Annotated in this window: 24 protein-coding genes; 6 read left to right on the top strand and 18 right to left on the bottom strand. The window is 61.7% G+C overall.

From position 1 onward, the window contains the following. The 7 genes from CJZ82_RS09560 to CJZ82_RS19360 all read right to left on the bottom strand — a co-directional run. Nucleotides 1–181, bottom strand: a 181-nt coding sequence (locus CJZ82_RS09560; RefSeq protein ID WP_143593615.1) for a GTP-binding protein, incomplete at its 3' end; no start/stop codon positions are given. Further along, the gene (locus CJZ82_RS17875) at nt 174–614 is read right to left on the bottom strand and encodes a hypothetical protein (RefSeq protein WP_143593614.1); all 441 of its coding nucleotides are present in this window, start codon (nt 612–614) and stop codon (nt 174–176) included. The genes CJZ82_RS17875 and CJZ82_RS09560, both read right to left, overlap by 8 nt. Further along, the gene (gene gntH, locus CJZ82_RS09550; protein ID WP_094555537.1) at nt 599–2,008 is read right to left on the bottom strand and encodes a guanitoxin biosynthesis MBL fold metallo-hydrolase GntH; all 1,410 of its coding nucleotides are present in this window, start codon (nt 2,006–2,008) and stop codon (nt 599–601) included. Before gntH ends, CJZ82_RS17875 begins: the two co-directional genes overlap by 16 nt. Nucleotides 2,009–2,279: 271 nt before the next feature. Further along, on the bottom strand, nt 2,280–3,344 hold the full coding sequence (locus CJZ82_RS09545) for a hypothetical protein (RefSeq protein ID WP_233130163.1): 1,065 nt from the start codon (nt 3,342–3,344) through the stop codon (nt 2,280–2,282). Between the two features lie 537 nt (nt 3,345–3,881). After that, a complete protein-coding gene (locus CJZ82_RS09535; RefSeq protein ID WP_094555535.1) occupies nt 3,882–4,175 on the bottom strand; it encodes a hypothetical protein in 294 nt (97 codons plus the stop codon). 205 nt (nt 4,176–4,380) lie between these two features. Further along, a complete protein-coding gene (locus CJZ82_RS09530) occupies nt 4,381–5,967 on the bottom strand; it encodes an alpha/beta hydrolase (RefSeq protein WP_233130162.1) in 1,587 nt (528 codons plus the stop codon). 824 nt (nt 5,968–6,791) lie between these two features. Next, nucleotides 6,792–6,923, bottom strand: coding sequence for a hypothetical protein (locus CJZ82_RS19360; RefSeq protein ID WP_255380882.1), 132 nt, complete (start codon nt 6,921–6,923; stop codon nt 6,792–6,794). A 328-nt stretch (nt 6,924–7,251) separates the two neighbouring features. Here CJZ82_RS19360 and CJZ82_RS17870 point away from each other — a divergent pair, with 328 nt between their 5' ends. Together CJZ82_RS17870 and CJZ82_RS09510 are read left to right on the top strand one after the other, a co-directional pair. Next, complete coding sequence (locus CJZ82_RS17870) at nt 7,252–7,641, top strand: hypothetical protein (RefSeq protein WP_143593613.1); 390 nt, start codon at nt 7,252–7,254, stop codon at nt 7,639–7,641. After that, nucleotides 7,638–9,359, top strand: coding sequence for a mechanosensitive ion channel family protein (locus tag CJZ82_RS09510; protein WP_094555530.1), 1,722 nt, complete (start codon nt 7,638–7,640; stop codon nt 9,357–9,359). Before CJZ82_RS17870 ends, CJZ82_RS09510 begins: the two co-directional genes overlap by 4 nt. On the opposite strand, the gene CJZ82_RS09505 is transcribed toward CJZ82_RS09510, so the two are convergent. Then, on the bottom strand, nt 9,331–9,420 hold the full coding sequence (locus CJZ82_RS09505) for a hypothetical protein (protein WP_304442164.1): 90 nt from the start codon (nt 9,418–9,420) through the stop codon (nt 9,331–9,333). The two genes, CJZ82_RS09510 and CJZ82_RS09505, sit on opposite strands and share 29 nt — an antisense overlap. Nucleotides 9,421–9,452: 32 nt before the next feature. Here CJZ82_RS09505 and CJZ82_RS09500 point away from each other — a divergent pair, with 32 nt between their 5' ends. From CJZ82_RS09500 to CJZ82_RS09490, 3 genes are all read left to right on the top strand, one after another. Further along, nucleotides 9,453–9,704 (top strand): AAA-associated domain-containing protein, encoded by a 252-nt coding sequence (locus CJZ82_RS09500; protein ID WP_094555529.1) that lies wholly within the window; start codon nt 9,453–9,455, stop codon nt 9,702–9,704. Between the two features lie 214 nt (nt 9,705–9,918). Then, nucleotides 9,919–10,923: a hypothetical protein gene (locus CJZ82_RS09495; RefSeq protein ID WP_094555528.1), complete on the top strand. Its 1,005-nt coding sequence runs from the start codon at nt 9,919–9,921 to the stop codon at nt 10,921–10,923. A 12-nt stretch (nt 10,924–10,935) separates the two neighbouring features. Further along, nucleotides 10,936–11,307, top strand: a complete 372-nt coding sequence (locus CJZ82_RS09490; protein ID WP_094555527.1) for a hypothetical protein — start codon at nt 10,936–10,938, stop codon at nt 11,305–11,307. Nucleotides 11,308–11,329: 22 nt separating this feature from the next. Here CJZ82_RS09490 and CJZ82_RS09485 read toward each other — a convergent pair whose 3' ends face one another. From CJZ82_RS09485 to CJZ82_RS09465, 5 genes are all read right to left on the bottom strand, one after another. After that, the gene (locus CJZ82_RS09485; protein ID WP_094555526.1) at nt 11,330–11,701 is read right to left on the bottom strand and encodes an AbrB family transcriptional regulator; all 372 of its coding nucleotides are present in this window, start codon (nt 11,699–11,701) and stop codon (nt 11,330–11,332) included. Nucleotides 11,702–11,821: 120 nt separating this feature from the next. Further along, the gene (locus tag CJZ82_RS18375; protein WP_158218532.1) at nt 11,822–11,998 is read right to left on the bottom strand and encodes a hypothetical protein; all 177 of its coding nucleotides are present in this window, start codon (nt 11,996–11,998) and stop codon (nt 11,822–11,824) included. Between the two features lie 306 nt (nt 11,999–12,304). After that, nucleotides 12,305–12,757: a thermonuclease family protein gene (locus CJZ82_RS09475; RefSeq protein WP_094555557.1), complete on the bottom strand. Its 453-nt coding sequence runs from the start codon at nt 12,755–12,757 to the stop codon at nt 12,305–12,307. 65 nt (nt 12,758–12,822) lie between these two features. Further along, entirely contained in the window at nt 12,823–13,155 is a 333-nt protein-coding gene (locus CJZ82_RS09470) for a DUF86 domain-containing protein (protein ID WP_094555524.1), read from the bottom strand. After that, entirely contained in the window at nt 13,155–13,442 is a 288-nt protein-coding gene (locus CJZ82_RS09465) for a nucleotidyltransferase family protein (RefSeq protein ID WP_094555523.1), read from the bottom strand. Before CJZ82_RS09465 ends, CJZ82_RS09470 begins: the two co-directional genes overlap by 1 nt. A 271-nt stretch (nt 13,443–13,713) precedes the next feature. Between CJZ82_RS09465 and CJZ82_RS09460 the strand changes: the two genes are divergently transcribed. Beyond that, nucleotides 13,714–13,896, top strand: a complete 183-nt coding sequence (locus tag CJZ82_RS09460; RefSeq protein WP_094555522.1) for a conjugal transfer protein TrbI — start codon at nt 13,714–13,716, stop codon at nt 13,894–13,896. A gap of 44 nt (nt 13,897–13,940) precedes the next feature. On the opposite strand, the gene CJZ82_RS09455 is transcribed toward CJZ82_RS09460, so the two are convergent. From CJZ82_RS09455 to CJZ82_RS09435, 5 genes are all read right to left on the bottom strand, one after another. Continuing rightward, nucleotides 13,941–16,238 (bottom strand): ATP-dependent RecD-like DNA helicase, encoded by a 2,298-nt coding sequence (locus CJZ82_RS09455; protein WP_198949718.1) that lies wholly within the window; start codon nt 16,236–16,238, stop codon nt 13,941–13,943. Nucleotides 16,239–16,588: 350 nt separating this feature from the next. Beyond that, complete coding sequence (locus CJZ82_RS19610) at nt 16,589–16,708, bottom strand: DUF1651 domain-containing protein (protein ID WP_143593612.1); 120 nt, start codon at nt 16,706–16,708, stop codon at nt 16,589–16,591. Between the two features lie 44 nt (nt 16,709–16,752). Further along, the gene (locus CJZ82_RS09445; protein WP_094555521.1) at nt 16,753–17,571 is read right to left on the bottom strand and encodes a slipin family protein; all 819 of its coding nucleotides are present in this window, start codon (nt 17,569–17,571) and stop codon (nt 16,753–16,755) included. A 207-nt stretch (nt 17,572–17,778) separates the two neighbouring features. After that, nucleotides 17,779–18,423 (bottom strand): rhodanese-like domain-containing protein, encoded by a 645-nt coding sequence (locus tag CJZ82_RS19605; RefSeq protein WP_369820042.1) that lies wholly within the window; start codon nt 18,421–18,423, stop codon nt 17,779–17,781. A 271-nt stretch (nt 18,424–18,694) separates the two neighbouring features. Further along, the gene (locus tag CJZ82_RS09435; RefSeq protein ID WP_094555520.1) at nt 18,695–19,138 is read right to left on the bottom strand and encodes a nuclear transport factor 2 family protein; all 444 of its coding nucleotides are present in this window, start codon (nt 19,136–19,138) and stop codon (nt 18,695–18,697) included. Nucleotides 19,139–19,246 lie beyond the last annotated feature (108 nt).

Here is a 19,246-nt window from a genome sequence, read left to right as displayed (position 1 = left end):
CATCACTTTCCACACCAACGACGAGCTCGGCATCGATATTGATGGATCCAAAGTCATTCACGAGAACGGCAACGCGCAGCCCGTGATTGCCGTTGAGAATGCGATTCAATAAGGTCGTCTTACCGGATCCGAGAAATCCGGTGAGGATCGTCAGCGGGATGGCTGTCGTAGGGTCAAACATCACAAGTCCCACCTTTGGCCTGTTTCATCAACTCCTCAACGTTGATCTTAACCTCCGGCCAACTATGGGCCAGATCATTCTTAGCAAATGTCGGAGTGTGCTTTTCGGGATCGATCTCGATCTTACGGTAGATCTCATTCTGCTGCGCTTTACGCGTTAGCCAGGGTTTGGAGAATGTGGTGCCCTTCGGTAGCAGTTGACTGGGAGTCGTCAACCCCGCAAGCATCTGTTGCGCTGTGGGACTTGCGGGAACACAAAAACTAGGCAAGGCAGCGCCACGATTCCCTGCGGTTTCGTTGACTACATTCACCGCTCTCACATCTAGAGCGCCAATCACGAACAGGCCATCCCAGTGGGAGAAGCTGCCCGAGATCAGTTCTCCGTTCAGCTCAGGTTCACATTCGAGGCGTGTGATAGCTACTCGTTGCCCCAAAAGATTGACTGAATCTTCTTTACAATTTTATCTTTCACAATACTCTTGATGTCGATCTTGAAATCCTTGGGCCAATTCGGATTGGGCTCGCGATAGACATCCGGAGGATAATACTTCTTCGGATCGATCTCCAGTGCCCGCCGCGTCTCTGGATCTTCGATATCCGACAATCTGCGTCTCGGATTCGGGAAGTCCACGGTGGTCTTGTTCAGGCTGATGTCGAATAGTTCCATCGCCTCCTTGGCCGATGGTCGCGAGAAGTTTGCCGACTCGGGCAACGCCGCCTTGCGGGTCCAGATGGCCTTCTTGGTGACGTTGACGACGACGCCATCCGGGGCACCGAACTGGAAGAGGCCGTCCCAGTGTGTGCGCACGCCCGCCAGAATTTCAGGGATCAATTCCTCGTCGTAGCTCAGGTGTGTGGCCATCGCCAGGCGAGGCTGCACCTGCTTGAACAGATAGCCCGCTGCGTAGTGAACCGTATGCGCCACATCAATTGGGACAAGGCCCATGAGTGGCGGAATGCCGAACTTAAGGGCCTGTATGTTCATGGTGTCGGGTTGCAGCTCAGACACGAAGACGTCAACACCCTGGGAGTATCTCACTGTATTTTCATCAGGTCGGCCATCACCTGTGAAGACAAAGGAGAGGCCATTCCAGTCGAGGCGATAGGCCGAGGCCCCGTCTTTGCCGTGGACACGACGCCAGTGCCTGATGACAACGCCATCTTCTTCATAGCAGATGCCGTTATCATCGCGATAGTCAAACTCGTTGACATCGACCTCATAGCCATCCCCGATTGGGAAGAGGTTGAAGCTATCTGTGTGCCAGTGGGTCATCGCCTTCATCCCCTCGATCATGGCCTTGAGGCCATCCTTGGGCGTGCGGCCGGAGGGGCCCGTGACGCGGAGCGGCTTCCAGCGCCCCATCCAGGGGGAAAAAGCGTAGATGTAGGGAAGCTCGCCGTAGTGATCGACGTGCAGGTGGGTGATGAAAATGTCGTTCACCAGCTGGAGTGGGACCTGCATCGCGACGATGTTGCGCAGGCAGCCAGGGCCGAGATCGAAGAAGAAGCGCTTGCCGTTGCCCAGCTCGACCATGATCGACGTACCCGCCTGCCGATGGGTGGGCGGCACCGGCGCACTGCCCACAAACGTGATGCGCATCTCGTCGCTGCCTAGCTCTTCCACGCCAGGGAAGAAGGTGTTGGCGTTCGCCACCGACGGCGTGGGCCGGTAATAAGGCGGCAGCGTTATCCCCGTACTTGGCCCGCCACCGTAGGGATTCCTCGAACCAGAAGCGGAGCTGTTATCGATCGCCATTGATTGCTCTCTCTGATCAGTGATGGTGATTGGCTGCTGCTGCTGCCGCGAGTTCTGAAACTCAACATGCACTCAGTTTGCACGTTGCGATCGATTGAGCCTCGCAACATGACTGGGGCAGTGGCCTCAATTTCGTTGTGCTGGCGGTGTTTTTTGCAAATTTAGCGCAACTTTCGTTCACGATACCGGCCAGGTGCCCATTGTTACGCTTGGCGGACGTCACACCGTGGCACCAGATCAAAAGGTGATCCAAGCCTGGAGGACGGCGGATAGCTGGAGCGCGTGTTGTGTCGCGGCAGGCAAGCCCAAGAGCCAAATCCCACAGGGATTGGATCCCGGGAGATCAGAAGAAGAACTTGACCCCGGCTTCGATACCGTTTTGATCGATGTTGTAGGCATTTTCAGGGTTAGACCCATTGGTACCGCCCAGGTGCATGTAGCGCCAGGAGAGATTCAGCTGTGTGGAGTTCCCGATCGCATAGCCCGCGCCCACCTGGGTGTTCCAGGAGTAGTCATCGGCATTGTTCACACCGAAGCCGCCGAGGTCGCCGCGGGCGAACAGGCGCAGGCGGGGGGAGAGAAACACCATCGCCTGGGTGCCGATCAGCGGCTGCACCACGGTGCCGCCGAACTCACCGGTGCGCACGATCGTTCGCGATGGCCGCTCGAAGGTGGCCGTGCCGCCAGGCCTTGTCGCCGCGACACTCTGGTTCGGTCCCTGCACCGTGGCCGTCACGGAAGGCCCCTGCACGTCCAGGGTACGGGTCGGTGTCTCGCGCTCGAAGCCGAGGTTGAATCGCATATCCACAAGCCGCACACCCGCATAGGGAATGATCGCGAAACTTCCGGCCTTGGCGGTCGCCGTTTCTCGATCTCCGAAGCGGTAACGCAGGGCGAAGTCGTAAATGCCCTGAATGTTTCCCACGCTGGCTGCCACGCTGCTTTCGCTCGAGCTGGCCTTGAGGCTGGGACCACTGACGCCGACGCTGACGCCGCCGCGCGTGAACTCCCTGCCTGCAAAGGCCTTTTCAAACTCCCGGCCTGGGACTGTTCTCCCCTCTGCGCCCTTTAAAGACACATAGCTCAGGTCGGTGAGGAACCCGAAGCGGTTGTACTCGACGCTGCCGCGGATGGCGGCGATCCCGGTCAGGGGCCGCAACACCTGATCAAGGCTGAGATCGAGGTCTGCGGTGATGCCTGTGACCGTGGTACTGCCCGTGGTGCGCAGGGGGGCAAAGCCATAGAGCTCCACTGTGCCGGCCCAGGGGGAAACCGGTGCGGGAGCAGTTACTTCAGCAGCTGGCGCAGCTTCGCTTTGCGGGGCCTGCGGAACCTGCTGGGCGGAGGCGATCGGCGCGATCGCCAGCAGCGCCAGGATGCTGCCGGTCGCGCCAATCACCATGCCCATGGGAGCACGAGGAGCACTTTCAGGCATTTGGCTGCCTGGCTTAATGGGCAAAATCAAACAGAAATCCAATTCTATAATAGCAGTGTAGCATATGTTATTTTGCGCACGCGGTAGGCCATGGCCGTTGGCGCCGGGAGTGAATCAGTTCCTTGTAGGACAAAGGCTTGGCATGAACTGCCAACTCCACAGACGGAAGAACAACATCCCTCGTGCGCGTGAAAAGAGCCTATTGAAGCGGAAAGTTTACTCATCGCAATACGGCTGCAGGTGCAGCTTTGAGTGCTGCTGGTAGAAGTACAGCAACGGCCTTTTGAGCGGCGACGCATCCCGGTGTACCGCCAGCAGAAGAATATGCGCTTTCTCTTCGGTTGCAGAGAGATTCAACCGTACGTGTCTATATCCCCCCTCCATTAGGCCGCCGTAGGCCATTCATCCATCGGCGTACATCGTTGCGCCAGACTTGATTTTCTCTGTTACGAAACCGGTCAGGGCCTCCCCTGACGCGCCCTGGAGGCCCCTGCACAAGTGGGTTAGACGTTACGGAATCATTCCGCAATCGAACAGCTTGTTGGCGATCGGTGCCGCCACTTTATTGATGAATGCCTGACGCAGCAGCGGATCCTGGCGCATCTTCTGGACGGAGGCCTTCGCTATGTCGCTCGGTGGCGCGGCGTGAGCGGCGGCCAGTTGCTCGCAGGAGGAGGTCTGATACTTCTGGATGACCAATGCGGCGGCTCTGTCGAGCATTGGATACGGCTGGGCTTTGACGGCGTCGATAGCTCCGGACAGAAGCACGGCGGTGAACGCGAGTGGCAGGGTACGTTTGTTCATAGGTTTTTCCTGTTGTGAAAGCGAACTGCGATAGCAATGGAGTGGATCGCCTCCCGCCACGTGTTGTAACTCCACAGGGCTTTTGACCCTGAGAAGAGGGTGAACAGGAGGCAGGAGGCAGCTGAGAGCTTCTATCAGCTTGAATTATCCATCCTAGCCGCTGAATGTGTTCTGAGATCCTATCCCTACAGCCCTCTTGGCGGTTTCAAGGGTTGGCCCTGCGGAAGGCGTCCATGCCTGCCTGCAGTGAGGGGGTGGAAGCCCCACTAATGAAGTCGAGCTTGAAGGTCTGGTTGGTGCTGAGATACTCCGCATAGGATGAACGCAGGAAGGGCCGGAGGCTTTCGTTCTTCTGGATGTAGATGCCGAAGAAGGGCACGGCCACACCCGTGAAATACTTGCTGATCGTCCCCTGACTGGGAAGGGTGAAATCCGTCGCGGTCTTGATGGCCTCTTCGATCCCCGGATCGATCTGGCTGAAGTCCACGTGGGCCTGCCCCTCCACCATGACCCAGTACCGCTGGGGAACGGTGACCCAGGTGAAACTATCGGCCTGCTCCAGGGCGGCGGGGGTGGCGGGATCGTAACTGCCTGAAGCGATCACGATCGGAATGGCTATCTTGCCGAGACCTATGGGGCCGAAGATGGCTCGATTCACCGGATTGGCGGCCAGTACGGCCTTGACGCGTGGATCCCGCATCTGATAATCCTGGCGAGGCAGCTCCAGGGCACGACAGGAGAGCAGTATGGAGGCATTCGGATTGAACTCACGGGCGCACTCTTTCTGTAGATGCTCGAAATCGATGGTGGCTCCCGCAATGGCCAGCGCGGTGTAGCCACCGAAGGAGTGTCCGGCGATGCCGACATTATTGAGGTCGAGTTTGCCGTTGAATTCCTTCTGATTCCGGCGCTCCAATTCATCGATCACATAGCTGATGTCCTTGGGCCGATTGATGAATTCTTTGCCATCGAAGATATCCTTGTGAAGGCCTCTCAGCATCTCCTTCAGCCAGATCGTGTCGCTGCCGGGATGCTGGGGAACGGCCACCAAAAAGCCATGGCTTGCCAGAAGCTGAGACCCTGCCGCGAAGTCTTCCGGGCGGGAGGCCAGTCCATGGGAGATGACGAGGACCGGAATCACCTTCTCATCCTTGCCTTCCGGTCGGTAGACATCTACGTAAAATTTTCGCTGGCGGCTCTGATCCACCAGGTTCCATACCTCCTTCTTCACCGCATGGGGGCCTGGCTTGTCTGGAGCCGGCAAGGTGGTGTAGTCGATGCGAGGCTCACTGGCCGCTTCCTTTGCGGTGAGCTCACGCAGTAACTCGCTGAGGGTCTCGGTGGCCTTGATGACGCGCTTGGCCCCTCTGGCTGCTCCCTGTAGCTTCTCTCCGTGTATCTGCATGTTGGTGGGCAACTTCTCCAGCACATTCAGCAGGGTCAGGCCCTCGGTAGAGAAGGCGGCCCCAACCAGGGCTGATCGAATCGCATACTTGCCGTTTCCGGCCCGCATGAGGGTGATCCCGTTGCCCAGCCGCTCCAGAACCTGTTCCCCCATTGCACTGTTGAAGAAGCGCGAAACGGTGAGCGGATCGATCTCCGCCTTCTTGACCAGCGCCTTTCGTAGATTGTCCTCTTGTTGCTGGGATGTGAGCTGTAAAAAATAGGCCAAATCATCAGGTATCTGACCGCTTTCAGCAAACGTTTTCAGAGAACTGATCTTCAGCGAGCGGATCAGGGGGCCATAGGAGAACGACAACGTCTCGCCAGCACGAACTGGAGCGGCAACCATCAGGGCGCTGACCAGGGCCGCGGACAGGCTGGCGGCTATACGCTTGTGCATCATTGAATTCTGATCTTTTTTTATCCTACCAATAGAGGGCCATAACCATGCAGGTGGCTGGATGGCGCGTCAGGAGCCTCGCTCCCTCTGAGCACTTGACGGCACAGTGATTCCCGCTTGCATCTCAGGCAGAGACGCCATGAAATGCTCACCCCCTGATGGAGCGACACTTCTCACGCGAGTCTCAGCGGGGATGGTGGTAGTAGATCGCTCGGTAGCCCTACTCGCTCGAACCAGTATTGTCTACCATGACGATGGACCTCACGACTGGGGAAGCAGGCTTCAAGGCCGCGTAGGGGGATTGGCACCCAGGGCAGCAGGTCCCGGCTGAGTTTTTAGACCGTCTGCTGAATCCACTTCAGGCTGATGCGCACAAATCCCATCACAGAAATCTATCTGAGCGCGTAAACAGCCCAGGCTGATGGCGCATCCCTGAGAGCATGCCACCAGCACTGCGATCGTGGTCACCAGCAGGAGGCGATCAGTCCGCTCCGCTTGACGCAGACCACTGGATTCCAGCTGGAAAGGACCGGACTTCTGATCACGGAACAGATGCTCGCACCAGAACCGCCGGGCGAAGCTCCAGAACAGGTCGAGCTGCAGCGGGGCGTTCGCCATCAGGTTCCAGGGCTCCACAGTGGCCAGGCCGGTGGGATGGGACAGTAGAAGGTTGGCACGCTGACTGCACTCAGCCCAGAGCTACACGCCATGGAAACCTTGGCAGCTGCCAAGCAGCCGCCGCATCACGTACTGCCAGCGGGGTTTGCTTCAAATCAGCACAGCAACTCCGCGCTGGGGAAGGCACAATCCGCCAGCAGGGTGGGGACGCCAAACACCGGCAGCAGCTGATCGGCGCGATCGAGCAGCGCCAGGATGCCGCCGGTTGCCCCGATCACCAAGGCCATGGAAGCTCGAGAATCTCTGTCAGAAACTGGATTCTCTGAATTGCTGGGTCCAGTTGGCAAATGATTAAATTGGTCGCCAAGGAGCAAAGTCGCGATCTGAAAGGGCCTCCATGGGGGGCGGCCTGAGTGCTGCAGGGATGAAGGCCTTAGTCGATAAGCTGGTGGTGATCACCAAGTAGTACCACCGCAAATCGCTCCTGCGCGCCCTCAACTGGAAGCCCATTCCCTGATGGTGATGGCGGTGCTGGTACCGCTATGGGCGGCCCCTGTAATATGGGAAATTACGGCGTTCCGGCTAACCTGAGCCAGCCTGAAGGTCGCTCTCTCGTTGACGATCTCCACCCGCGCTAGCGGCGCCCTGTTGCTGACCTGTCTGTCCACCCTTCTGGCCGCACCGTCCCAGGCTGGATCCCCGTGGCTGAACTTCTCCCTCAGAGAGCCCACCGCAACGGCCCCTACCAACATCCTGAACTGGTTCATGAAGAGCCAGGAAGCTAAGAAAAGCGTGGAGTTCATCAACTCCTCCAAAGAAAAATTCATCCTGAGTGCGATTTATACCCCCAGTCAGATTGTGTTCATCTGCCCCACGTTACTGAGCCGTGATGTCAGCTATGAAGTGGAATTCCGCCTCAACCAAAAGACCCTGACCATCAGCAAACAGGTCAGCAATGACCTCAATACCTCCAGCGGCAGTTGCGTCTTCAACCCCGCTCCATGAGCACAAGGCTCAGCCGCTGGCTCTTCGGGGTTCTGGGGACTCTCGCCCTGGTGATGGTCCTGCTACAACCGCTGAGCCATGCCGCTCCGCTGCTCGCAGCGGGCGACTCCACCGCCACGGTCTCCCCATCCCCGGTGGCTACGGCCGGCAGCTACGAGGTGGCCAACGTGAACATCCTTGGCATCCCCGCCATCAGCGTCGCCTCGCCGGTGGTCACGTCCGGCCGGGCTGGCCCCAATGCCCTCCGCCGGGCGTCGGTGATTGAGGGGAATCTCTCGCTCCTCTATTTACCGCAGGTGCTGTGCGGCAGCGCCCAGGCTCTTGGCGAGGAGCTGCTCGAAAGCCTGGTGCTGCACGGCTCCGACCGGGCCTGCAGGGGTGCTGGCTGGGGCCTTGGCGGCCGCCCGGACGACCTGAAGATCGAGGTCGTTCGCGACGCCGACGGACTCAATGTGCTCGAGGCTCGGTTGCCGAATCACCCCGAACCCCTGCCGCTGCTGACGGTCACCGCGGCTGATTCCCGCTTTAACGGCATGAGCACCGACGCCCTTGCCAAGCGATGGAGAGGCCTGCTGGAAAGGCGTCTGCGCCATGCGCGCCTGATGCTGCAGGCCAACGCCCTGCAACAGCGGCTGGCGATCACCGTCATGGTCGAGTTGGTGGTGGGGGCGGTTCTGGCCCTGAGCCTGTGGCTTCTTTCACTGAGCCGCAGGCTTGTCACCCGCTGGCAGCTGATCGAGGACACAAACCTCAGCCTGCGGCAGAAGCTGGCCCTGCAACTGAGCAAGGGCGCCAGCAGCCTGATGTTCCTCATCGTGCTTGCCCTGGGCACTGTGATGGTGGGCCTGGCGGTGATGGTGGTGCCGGGACAGATCCCCCTGGGACTGGCGCTGCTTCTGCAGCCGTTAAGCGCCCTGGTCAAAGTGTTGTTGGTGGGCCTGCTGGCGGTGCTGCTGCGGCTGCTCGCCGACTTTCTCCTGCACCAGTGGTCGACCAGCCTGCGGGTGCCGCTCGATGAGCGCGCCCGGCGGGAGCAGCGCTACCGCAGCCTGTTGCTGGTGTCCCATCGGCTGATCGACCTGGGTTGCATCGCCCTGGTGGTGGTGCTGATCCTGATCGGCATCCCCGGGGTGCAGGACGCCTCCGCTTCCGCCCTGGTGACCGGAGGGGCCCTGCTGGGTGGCCTGGCCTTCGTGTTCCAGAACCTGCTGCGGGATTTCGTCGCCGGCCTGCTGGTGCTGATCGAAGACCGCTACGCCATCGGTGACTTCGTGGAGATCGCTGGGCTGGGTGGAACAGTGGTGGATGTGGGTGTCCTGAGCACCTTGCTGCGCACAATGGATGACCGGGTGGTCGTGATCCAGAACGCCAGCGTGGATGTGGTCAGGGCGATCAACCACACCAAGTTCCGCTCCGGCGTGGATGTGCGACTGGTCCTGGCCCAACCCCTGAGCGACGTTGACAGGGCCCTGGCGGTCATCGAGGCGGCAGCGGCAGACTTCGCCGCTGATCCTGACTGGGCCGGCAAACTACTGAAGGCCCCCTGGTGCCGTGGGGTGGTTGAGATCACGCCCCTGGGGGTCGACGTATCGGTGTTGCTGACCACCAGCGCCGGCGACCAATGGCTCTGCGGCCGCGAACTGCGCCGGCGACTGCTGAGGGCCCTCGCCGAGGCCCAGCTGCCCCTGGCTAGGAGCTGGCCGGCAACTCCACCGTGAAGCAGCTTCCCTCACCGGGCTCACTGGTGACCTGAATGCCACCGCCGTGGGAGGCGCAGATGCGCGAGGCGATCGCCAGCCCCAGGCCGGAGCCTGCGCGATGCCGACGAGGACGGCCAGCAGCAACTGCTCCGCCGCCAACTGCAGGTGGCGCTGGAGGCCAGCCCCCGGGCCGAGGTGGAGGGCGACACCGTGCTCGAGCGGCTCAACGAGCAGTTCACCGGCCAGGAGGCGGAAGCGGTGTTCGACACCTTCATCAGCTGGACCCGCAGTTGCGGCCTGTTTCGCTACAGCCGCGAGCAGGACCTCTTCCGGCTGGCGGCGAACGAACCCCAAGGGGGCTGAGCCCCCATCGATCAGACCGGCTCGAGCGTCCAGGCGCCCCAGCCATCGAGCCTCAGCAGCAGCTGGTGGAAGGCCCCCAGGCTGGGATGGTGAACTTCACCTGCGGGTGTGTGGCCGACAAGATCCGCAGCGGTGCTAGCAAGGAACAGGCCAAAACCATCTACACCCCCCTGGCTACGAGCAAATTCGTTCTGGACGCTTCGGAGCCCAAGCTTTGACCTTCAACCTTCAACTTCAACCCCCTGAGGAGCAGCGCGAGCCGATCGGCCGGGCAGGGCTGTCGAGTCTGCTGGCGATCGCCTCGCTGGAGGGGCCCCCCAGCCCGATCGCCCTGCGCACGATCACCGCGATCCGAGACCACCTGATCCAGCAGCCGATCCCCCTCGATCAGCTCGAGCCCCTGAGTCCCGAGCAGCTGGCGGCGGCGGTGCCAGAGACCGAATGGCGCGAGCGCATCTTGAGGGGCATGACAGTGCTGGCGCTCATGGAGCAGGAGCCCAGTCACGCCCAGCTGGAGCGGCTGCAGGCCACGGCCCAGGCCCTGGGTCTCGATGACGCACCGGTGCAGGCCTTCCGCCATGTGCTCGAGCGCCAGTTCAACATGGTGCTGCTGGACATGGCCCGCCGGGGCTTCCAAAAGGGGGTAGCGATCAGCTACCTGCGCGATGAGGGCCTGGGTGGTGCCCTGAAATTAGCTCGGGCGATCCTGCAGAAGGAAGATCCTGCCCTGGCCGAGCGCTACCGCCAGCTGGCCCACTACCCCGAGGGCAGCCTCGCCCTGGCCTACAGCGACTTCATCGCCCACAACGGCTTCAACCTGCCGGGCGAAGTGGGGGGGGCTCCGCCGCCATTGGTGCGCCACGACTGCTGCCACGTGCTCGGTGGCTACGGCACCAGCGCGGCAGAGGAATGCGGCGTGCTGGCGTTCCAGGCGGGTTTCGGGCGCAGCGATCCCTTCTTCACGATCCTGTTCGCCCTGGCCCAGTTCCAGCTGGGCATCGCCACCAACCTCGTTACTGGGCCCTCCACGGAGCCGGCCGATCCGGAAGCGATCTTCCGGGGGCTGGAGCACGGAAGAACGGTGACCCGTGACCTGATCAGCGACTGGGACCCTTGGGAGGATTTCGATAAACCACTGGAGACAGTGAGGGCGATCTACGGCATCCGGCGCCGGGGAGATGCCGATGGCTCAGGCCGAACAGCTTTGGAAACGGGCTGATCAGCTCGCCACGTGGAGGCCACCGTGGTGCTGATGCACCTCCACAGCGGCGCGGTCACCATCGGCCCGGTGAGGAGTCTTCCCCTCTGGCTGGAGCACCTCCCCCCTGAACTCGATGCATTCGTGCGGCTTCAAGATCAGGGAGTGAGCTTCGAGGAGGCCTACGAGCAGTGCATGGCTGAACAGGGGCAGGAGTTCGTCTACGCCTGCGACGCCGCCAAGCGGGTCAAGCCCTTGGTCACCCACGACAACTTGGCCGAGTTCACCGCCCTCTCCCAGAAAGGCTTTGCCCGCGAGCCCCGGGAGCTGCTGGTGCTGGCCAAGTGGCCCGACCACGTCAGCGGCTTCCTGGTGTCATGCGAACCGTTTCGTCGACCTGGGTGAGGCGGACCCACGGCCAACCCGCTCACTCCTCCTCGTCGGCCGCACCCACTGGGATCAGCCGGATCTGCTTCTTACCCACCTTGATCTCGAACTCATCGCCGGGCTTGAGATCGAGCAGGCCGGTGTAGGCCTTGCCCACCAGCAGATTGCCGTTGCCCTGAACCGTGGCCACGTAACTCAAGCTCCGGCCGGCCTTCCCTTTGCCGTTGCCACCGCCATCTCCAAGGCTGACGCCCTTGGCTTCCAGCAATGCCTCATAGAAGGCCGTGAAGTTCAGCCGCTCACTGCCGTTCTTCTTGCTGCTCACGTAGCCGGCGGCTCGCACCAGATCGGACTTGGAGGCATCACCAAGCTCCTTGACTTTGGCGAGCAGTTCAGATCCGGTGAGGGCCATGTTGCTGAGGCGTTGTTTTCTGGACCTTAACTACCAGCCAGATCTTTGCAAGAGCTAAGAGGTGCGGCTGTACGTCTTTTCATCGAAGGCTCTCGCAGCGGATAGGAAATATCTTCGCCCTCAGTGCAGCTCCTCACCCAACGCCAACACCGCGTCATGGATCTCAGCAAACTCCACTGCTGCCAGCGCTCGATCAGCACTGTCTGGCGCCGTGGCTTTGAGGCGGCGGGCAGCGGCCTCCAGTTCAAGGCACAGCTCGGAGCGGCGGGCGGCGCGGTGATCGAGGGCTTCGGTCAAGGCGAATCCTCAGGGCTTAACTGCCTTCGCTCCATTGCACTGTGCGCTCTTCTGAATTGCGGAATCGCCTTTCTTGCGGCAGCTATACTGGATTGACTTATCGGCCTTCTGCACCTTCTGCCAATAGAAGCCTCCGGGGCTAGGAGCGCCTTCAACGAGCACCTTCGCAGAGGCAGGCAGCGTCACTGAGGCCACTCCGATGAGCGCGATCAAAGCCAAGGCAGCGGTACGCATGGTCGATTGAAGGACGGTCAGTGAAGGCTATTTCCTCTGGATCTGAATGGCACTGGGCTTCACCTGATGCCATCAGCAGCCACCCTCTCGCCGGCACCGCCGGAAATCCCAAGGCATCTGTTGCAGCGGCGGGTTGCCCCAGATCCCCCTTCTACCCAGTCGGGCCTGTCCCTCGGCTGCCAGGTACCTCTCTCGGTCACATCGGGATAGGTACTGCCGATAGACGGCGGCCTCGCCCTGCTCGACCATCTGCAGGTTAACGCTGATAGGGCCTCTGATCACCTCGGCAACGGTGCGGCCAAACCGATCCACCGTCTGGGGCCTCAGCGTCACGCTGGAGCCCAAACGCAGGCGGCTTTGCAGGTAGCTGCGGGCATTGGCGCCATCGGGAGCTTGCGCCATCTCTGGGGCGTCGATGCAGGCCAGCCGGATCGTGATCCGCTTGGCACCTTGCTGCACGCGGATCGTGTCGCCATCACCGATCGAGAGCACCGTGGCGGAGGTCGGCCCTTGGGCCTGCGCCATGGCCTCAGAGAAGCCGTTGCCCCACCAGGCGATGAGGGCAACGGCGCCGATCAGGGTCCACCTGATCACACCCTGAGCAGAGGCTCGATCTCCATCAGGAGAGCAGGCAGTTGCTCGCTCAAGGTGATCCACACCTCCTCGAGATCCACACGGTCATAGGCATGGATCAGCACGTCCCGCATCCCGGCCATCTCCCGCCAGGGAATCTGCGGATGTTGCTGGCGGCAGTTGTCGCTCAAACGCTTTGTCGCTTCTCCGATGATCTCAAGATTGCGCACCACCGCGTCCTGTAGAAGGTCGCTGGCCAGAAACGTCTCGCGATCGGGGATGGGGAATCCTTGAACACGCCGGATCGCGGTCAGGATGTCGCCCAGGGCATCACGATCCCTAGGCTCCATCACAGGGGAATCGCATCCCGCTCAGCAGAGGCCAGGGCGGTTGGCTTGAGATTGCGTCGGCGAATCAAATCCACGCGGCAGTGCAACGTGTCTTCCAAAGCCAGCTTCAGGGCGATGCGCTCCAGCAGGCCGGTACGGGGGGGCAGATCCACCAGGAGGTCCACATCACTATCGGGTCCGGCCTGATCACGGGCCACGGACCCGAACGCCGCCAGATTGGTGGCGCCGTGCTCAGTGGCGATCTCCCGGATCCTTGGAGCCTGAGCCAGCAGTTCGTCGAGGCGCATAGCAGCCCAGAAGCCAAGGGCAGCCTAAGAGAAGCGGCTCTGCTCGGCTTGCTTCCCCGGTCATGCTCACCGCTGGACTCGTCCCCAATGGGAAGGGCGCCCCGTGTCGGGCGCCCTTTGGCCGGTTGCAGGGTCTCGGCTCGCGCTGCCCTGGTCGTGGCCTCTGATTCATTGATAGATCCGCCTGGCTTGCTTGTCAGTACGGCGAACCGATCCACCGCAGCGCCGCCGGCTCCAGAGTGGGTTCAGCTGCCCTGAGCAAGGAGAGGCCATGACCACGACCCTGGAGAGACCAACCGCTTTGAAATGCGCCTGCCCGGGCTGCAACTGCACGGTGCAACCAGAGACACCCTTCCGCAGTGGCACCTCATTGTTCTGCAGCGACGCCTGCGCCAAGGGGCACCCCAATGGTGAGCCCTGCCACGCCGGCTGTGGCTGCGAATGCCATGGCTGAACCTGCTCCGCCCTCTGCGGGTCCGATTCCCCTGAAGCTGCCGCTCAACTGAGCCACTCCGCCAGCTTGGTATATCGCCTGCGGCCCAGATGGTTCTTCACCGCCATTGCCAGCGCTTTCTTCTGGCCCACCAGCACCACCAGCTGCTTGCCGCGGGTAATGCCGGTGTACACCAGATTGCGCTGCAGCATGGCGTAGTGCTGAGTGAGCAAAGGGATCACCACGGCGGGGTATTCGCTGCCCTGGCTCTTGTGGATCGTGCAGGCGTAGGCGGGCACCAGGTTGTCGAGCTCTCCCCAGCCGTAGGTCACCTCGCGGCCGTCAAAACGCACCGTGAGTTCGCTGGCATCGGCATCGATCGTTTCCACTGTGCCCACATCGCCGTTGAACACCTCCTTCTCATAGTCGTTGGCCACCTGCATCACCTTGTCGGCCGGCGCAAACCGCCAGCCAAAGCGCTCCACCTGCTCGGCGGGGTCGGGGTTCAGCAGGTTCTGCAGCTCGATGTTGAGCGACCTTGAGCCGCAGCCACCGCGGGCCATCGGGCAGAGCACCTGCACCTGGGCGATCGGATCAAGGCCAAAGCGGGCCGGGATGCGTTCGCCCACCACCTTGAGGATCAAGGCCACCGCCTGCTCGGGGGTCTCGGCGGGCAGGAAATAAAAGTCGGTTGTGGCCTCATTCGGCGGCGGCCGCAGATCGGGGATGGTGCCGGCATTGATGGCGTGGGCGGTGGTGATGATGCGGCTGGAGGCCGCCTGGCGGAACACCTCCGTGAGCCGGGCCACCGGCAGGGCGCCACTGTTGATCAGATCGGCGAGCACCTGGCCGGGACCCACCGAGGGCAACTGATCCACATCGCCCACCAGCAGCAAGGCCGCCTCGGTTGGGAGGGCGTCCAGCAGGGAGGCCATCAGGGGCACATCCACCATCGAGGTTTCATCCACCACCAGCAGATCGCACTCCAGCGGCAGCTCGGCATTGCGCTTGAAGCCGAAGGCCGCCGGATCGAACTCCAGCAACCGGTGGATGGTTTTGGCCTCAAGCCCGGTGGTTTCGCCCATCCGCTTGGCGGCACGGCCGGTGGGGGCGCAGAGCAGGATCCGCAGCCGCTTGGCCGCCAGGATGCGAAGGATGGCGTTGATCAAGGTGGTCTTACCCACCCCCGGCCCACCGGTGATCACCAGCACCTTGGCCGCCAGGGCCTGCTCCACCGCCAGCTTCTGGCTGGCGGCCAGCTCGAGGGCGAGGCGTTGCTCCACCCAGGGGATGGCTTTCGCCGCCTCGATGCGTCCCCAGGGCGGCTGGCCCTGGCCCAGCGCCTGAAGGGAAGCCGCAATACGGCGCTCATCGCGGTGCAAATTTGAAAGGAAGATCGCCGGCTCACCGGCCAGGGTGTCGGCCACCACCGAACCTTCAGCCAGCTCCAGATCCAGGGCGCTCTGGATCAACCCTGGCTCCAGCGGCACCCGGCTTGTGGCCACGGGTTCCGATGCCGATTCGCTTTCCGCTGCCGCCTCGCTGGGTCGCTCGACGCTGAGCAAGTCCCCGGCCAGCTTGAGCAGCTCGGCGCTGGGCAACCCGCAGTGGCCAGCACCGCTGGCCTCCAGCAGGGCGTAATTGACGCCGGCCCGCAGGCGGATCATCGCCTCAGGCTTGATGCCAAGCCGCGCGGCGATCGCATCGGCGGTGCGGAAGCCGATGCCGCGGATGTCGCGCGCCAGTCGGTAGGGGTTCTCCGCCATCACCTGCACAGCGTCATTGCCGTACGTCCTGAAGATCCGCACGGCCCGGGCGGTGCCGACGCCATGGCTGTGCAGAAACACCATGATTTCGCGCACCACCTTCTGATCGGCCCAGGCCTGGCTGATCCGCTGCCCCCGCACCGGGCCGATGCCGGGCACCTCTCGTAGGCGCTCGGGGGCCTGCTCGATCACCTCGAATACCTGATCGCCGAAGGTCGCCACGAGCTTGCTGGCGTAGATCGGGCCGATGCCGCGGATCATTCCCGAGCCCAGGTACTTCTCTATGCCCTCGGCGGTTGTAGGCGCCGAGGCCTTGAGGAAGGAGGCCTTGAACTGCTGGCCGTGCTCGCGGCTGTTCACCCAGGTGCCGCTCACCGTCACCCACTCGCCGGCGCTGATCTCAGCGGCATGGCCCACCACCGTCACCAGGTCGCGGTGGCCGCGGGCCTTGATGCGCAGCACGCAGAAGCCGTTCTCGGCGTTATGGAAGGTGACGCGCTCGATCGATCCCGCCAGCACCTCGGTGGGCTGCGGACTGGCCTGGGCCTGATCGGTCGGAGACGGGCGTGCCAGGGGAAGAGTGGCCTGTTCGCTCACCTTTGCAGAAAGCAAGCGAGGGGAGGAGGAGGGATCAGGGCCCGATCAGGCCTGCGGACTTCGAATGGTGCGCAAGTGGCCGCTCTCGGTGCTCACCTCCATTCCGAGGCCAATCGGGCTCTCACCTGGGGGCCGTCGTCACCGCCGCCGGTCCGGTTCCACCACCGCCTGGCGAAGGCCCACGCCTCTTCCGACGATTCGTAGTGCTCATCGAGCTCCGGGTGGGGCTGACCTTGTTGATCCACCAACCGGTAGCGGCGTGGCTGGGGGTGGTGCTCATCAAAAAGGTGGCGGTCATCGGTCCTCGCTTCACTCTGGTGACGCTGAATCGGTTCGGTCGGTGCTGGCGATCACCATTGGGAACTGCAGGACTGCCAGCCCTTCTGTCGTAGTTCGCTCCAGAGCTTGAGAGCTTTCTTGCGGCTCAGCTCCTTGCGCTTCTTCAGCAGCCGCCAAGCCGGTGGCTGCATTCATGATGATAGTCACGCGAATCGTGATTGCGGCGATCGAAACCTCAATCCTGGTCGGAATCGACTGGGCTCGATTCAGTCATCGAGTCCTTCACAGTGCTGGATGGCCTGTCGGCCGGAGCGGACCAATGTCTTGCAAGTGTGATCAGGTCAGAGGGAATCATCACGACTGTCGTGGTGTTGTTCTCGGCTCCGATCTCAGTGAGCATCTGCATGCGCCTCAACTCAAGAGCCAAAGGGCTCTGCAGGATGGTCTTCGAGGCTTCCGAGAGCTTGATGGATGCCTCCTGTTCCGCAGCCGCCTTGATCAGACGAGCGCGCTTTTCGCGCAGTGCTTCCGCTTCCTTGGCCATGGCTCGTTGCATGCCCAGCGGTATCTCGACATCCTTGATCTCCACACGCTCAATCTCAATACCCCATGGTTCTGTGATTTCGTCGACGATCTCCTGAACCTTGAGGTTTATTTTGTCTCGGCTCTGCAACACGTCATCCAACATATTCTGACCCACCACATTACGGAGTGTGGTCAGGGCAACCTGATAAACAGCGATCTCATAGTTCTCGACGCGGATCACTGCCATGTCGCCATTGAGAATCCGGTAATACAGAACGGCGTTGACCTTGATGGTCACGCTATCTGCCGTGACGGTTTCCTGGGGCTCAATGCTGACGGTTTTGGTTCGTACATCAAGTTGTACTTTCTGATCCACAAAGGGAACGATCCAGTACATACCTGGCCCCATCACGCCCTTGAGGCGTCCTAGGCGGAAGATGACGCCGCGCTGGTATTCGCGATCTAGTTTGATTCCCTTGCTGCCAAGAAGGAGAAGTAGAACAAGAAGCAAGCCTGTCAAGGATCCCATCCTGGCCTCCCCTGATCGTATGGATTCTGATAATCCTAGATGTTGACCGCCCAAAGGTGATGAACCGATGTGCCGTCACCTCCGTTCCTGGTCGTTTAGGGTCGATTCGGAGGCGTTGCGGCTACCACATCAGGTTGAACCCCCAGAGGTTCAAATGTTTCGGCAGTATCTTCAGCGTCCTGGCGAGCTGAAAATTCATCGCGATTGTCAAGCCATCGCTGAGCCAGCCCCCCTGGCGCTGCAGGTCCTCGTCCAGCTGGTGCAGCGGCGGGTGTGAGGTGCTCCCCGTGGTCCAGCAGTCCCTGGTGCAGCTGGCAGGTGAGCAGCGGGATGCAGTTCACCCCGGCGTGATGGCGATCGCCCGGGTGGCGTCGATGCTGCCGCCATCCACCGCCAGCACCACTCAGGGTTGGGCCGGCCGGTCGAGATCAGAGGTCGGCTCTGTGGGTGTGCCGGATGCACCCGCATGGTGGGTCGGCCCCCATGCACCAGCTGATGTCCCTGATTCACCCATTCAAACAGCCCTCCCTCGAGATTCACGGCCCTGCGAAAGCCCCGCTGCCGAAGCTGGTCCACGACGGCCGCGCTGCGCAACCCCACCGAGCAGCAGACCACGATCGGATGCTCCAGGCTTGCTTCGCCCAGCGGGCCGAGGGCCGGGATCTCTCCCCCATCCGCTTGTTGCACCGCGCCTGGGAGGCAGCTGACGTTGAATTCAGCAGCCGTGCGAACGTCGGGAATCAACCAGTCGCCAGGCCGCTGAATCGCCAGTGTTCGTTGTAAATCGTCAGAGCGAATGCAGAGAGCAGAGGGATAACGCAACCGGATCCACTGCTTGAGCCAAAACCACACGAAGCCATTCGTCACCCAACGGTTCGGGCGTCAGGCTGTGGATGATCACTACGAAATGGTGTTGAACAGGAATTGCAGCACTGCGAATCCTGCCAGACAGGTAGCGGCTAGCAACGGGATGGTGTGCAGCACGACTGGAGCCTCCCGACTCTTCGATCTGCTGACAATGCTTGCTCATCGGTGCTAATGGCAGGCCTCATGTGGAGAACAACAAACACACTTGGAGATGAAGTTGTGTTGCTGATGGTGTGATGGACGCCTCCGGCCAGCTTCAAGCCACGAACCGCCGGTACAGCCAGCGCACGAAGCCACCAACCACCGGCACGGGCTCAAAGGTGGGGCCAACGAAATCGAAATAGTCGCGATGCTCGACGATCATTCCGTCGGTACCGATGCGCAGGCGGGTGGTGCCGGGATAGACGAACTCGATCCCCTTGATCTTCAGGCCCATCGTCCACTCCACAAAGGCCGTCTCACCGCTGAGCGCAACGGCCCCGGGCTCAAGGAAAACATCATCACAGCGGCGCATCAGTCCCTCCTGGGCAGCGATGTAGGCCTCGATGCCTTGCTTCTCCTGGGTTGGGTCCTGGAAATGGACCGACTCGTCGTAGACGGCCCGCCACTGCTCCGCGCTGGGCCCCGGAGCCCCATAGGGCTTGGTGAACAGGGCCTTGAGCGTCTCCTCGGTGAGCGGCGGCGTGAGAACTGCGTTCATGGCGGCTCGGTGGACCGACGGGCATGGAATCGGCCAAGGCTGGCAGCTTCCGGGTCAGGGTGCGCAGCAGACCCCTTGGCGGCGATCCCGCCAAGCCCAGAGCCCGTA

It is taken from the genome of Synechococcus sp. 1G10 (assembly GCF_002252625.1).
GTDB lineage: Bacteria > Cyanobacteriota > Cyanobacteriia > PCC-6307 > Cyanobiaceae > Regnicoccus_A.
This window is presented reverse-complemented; position numbering and strand designations above follow the sequence as displayed.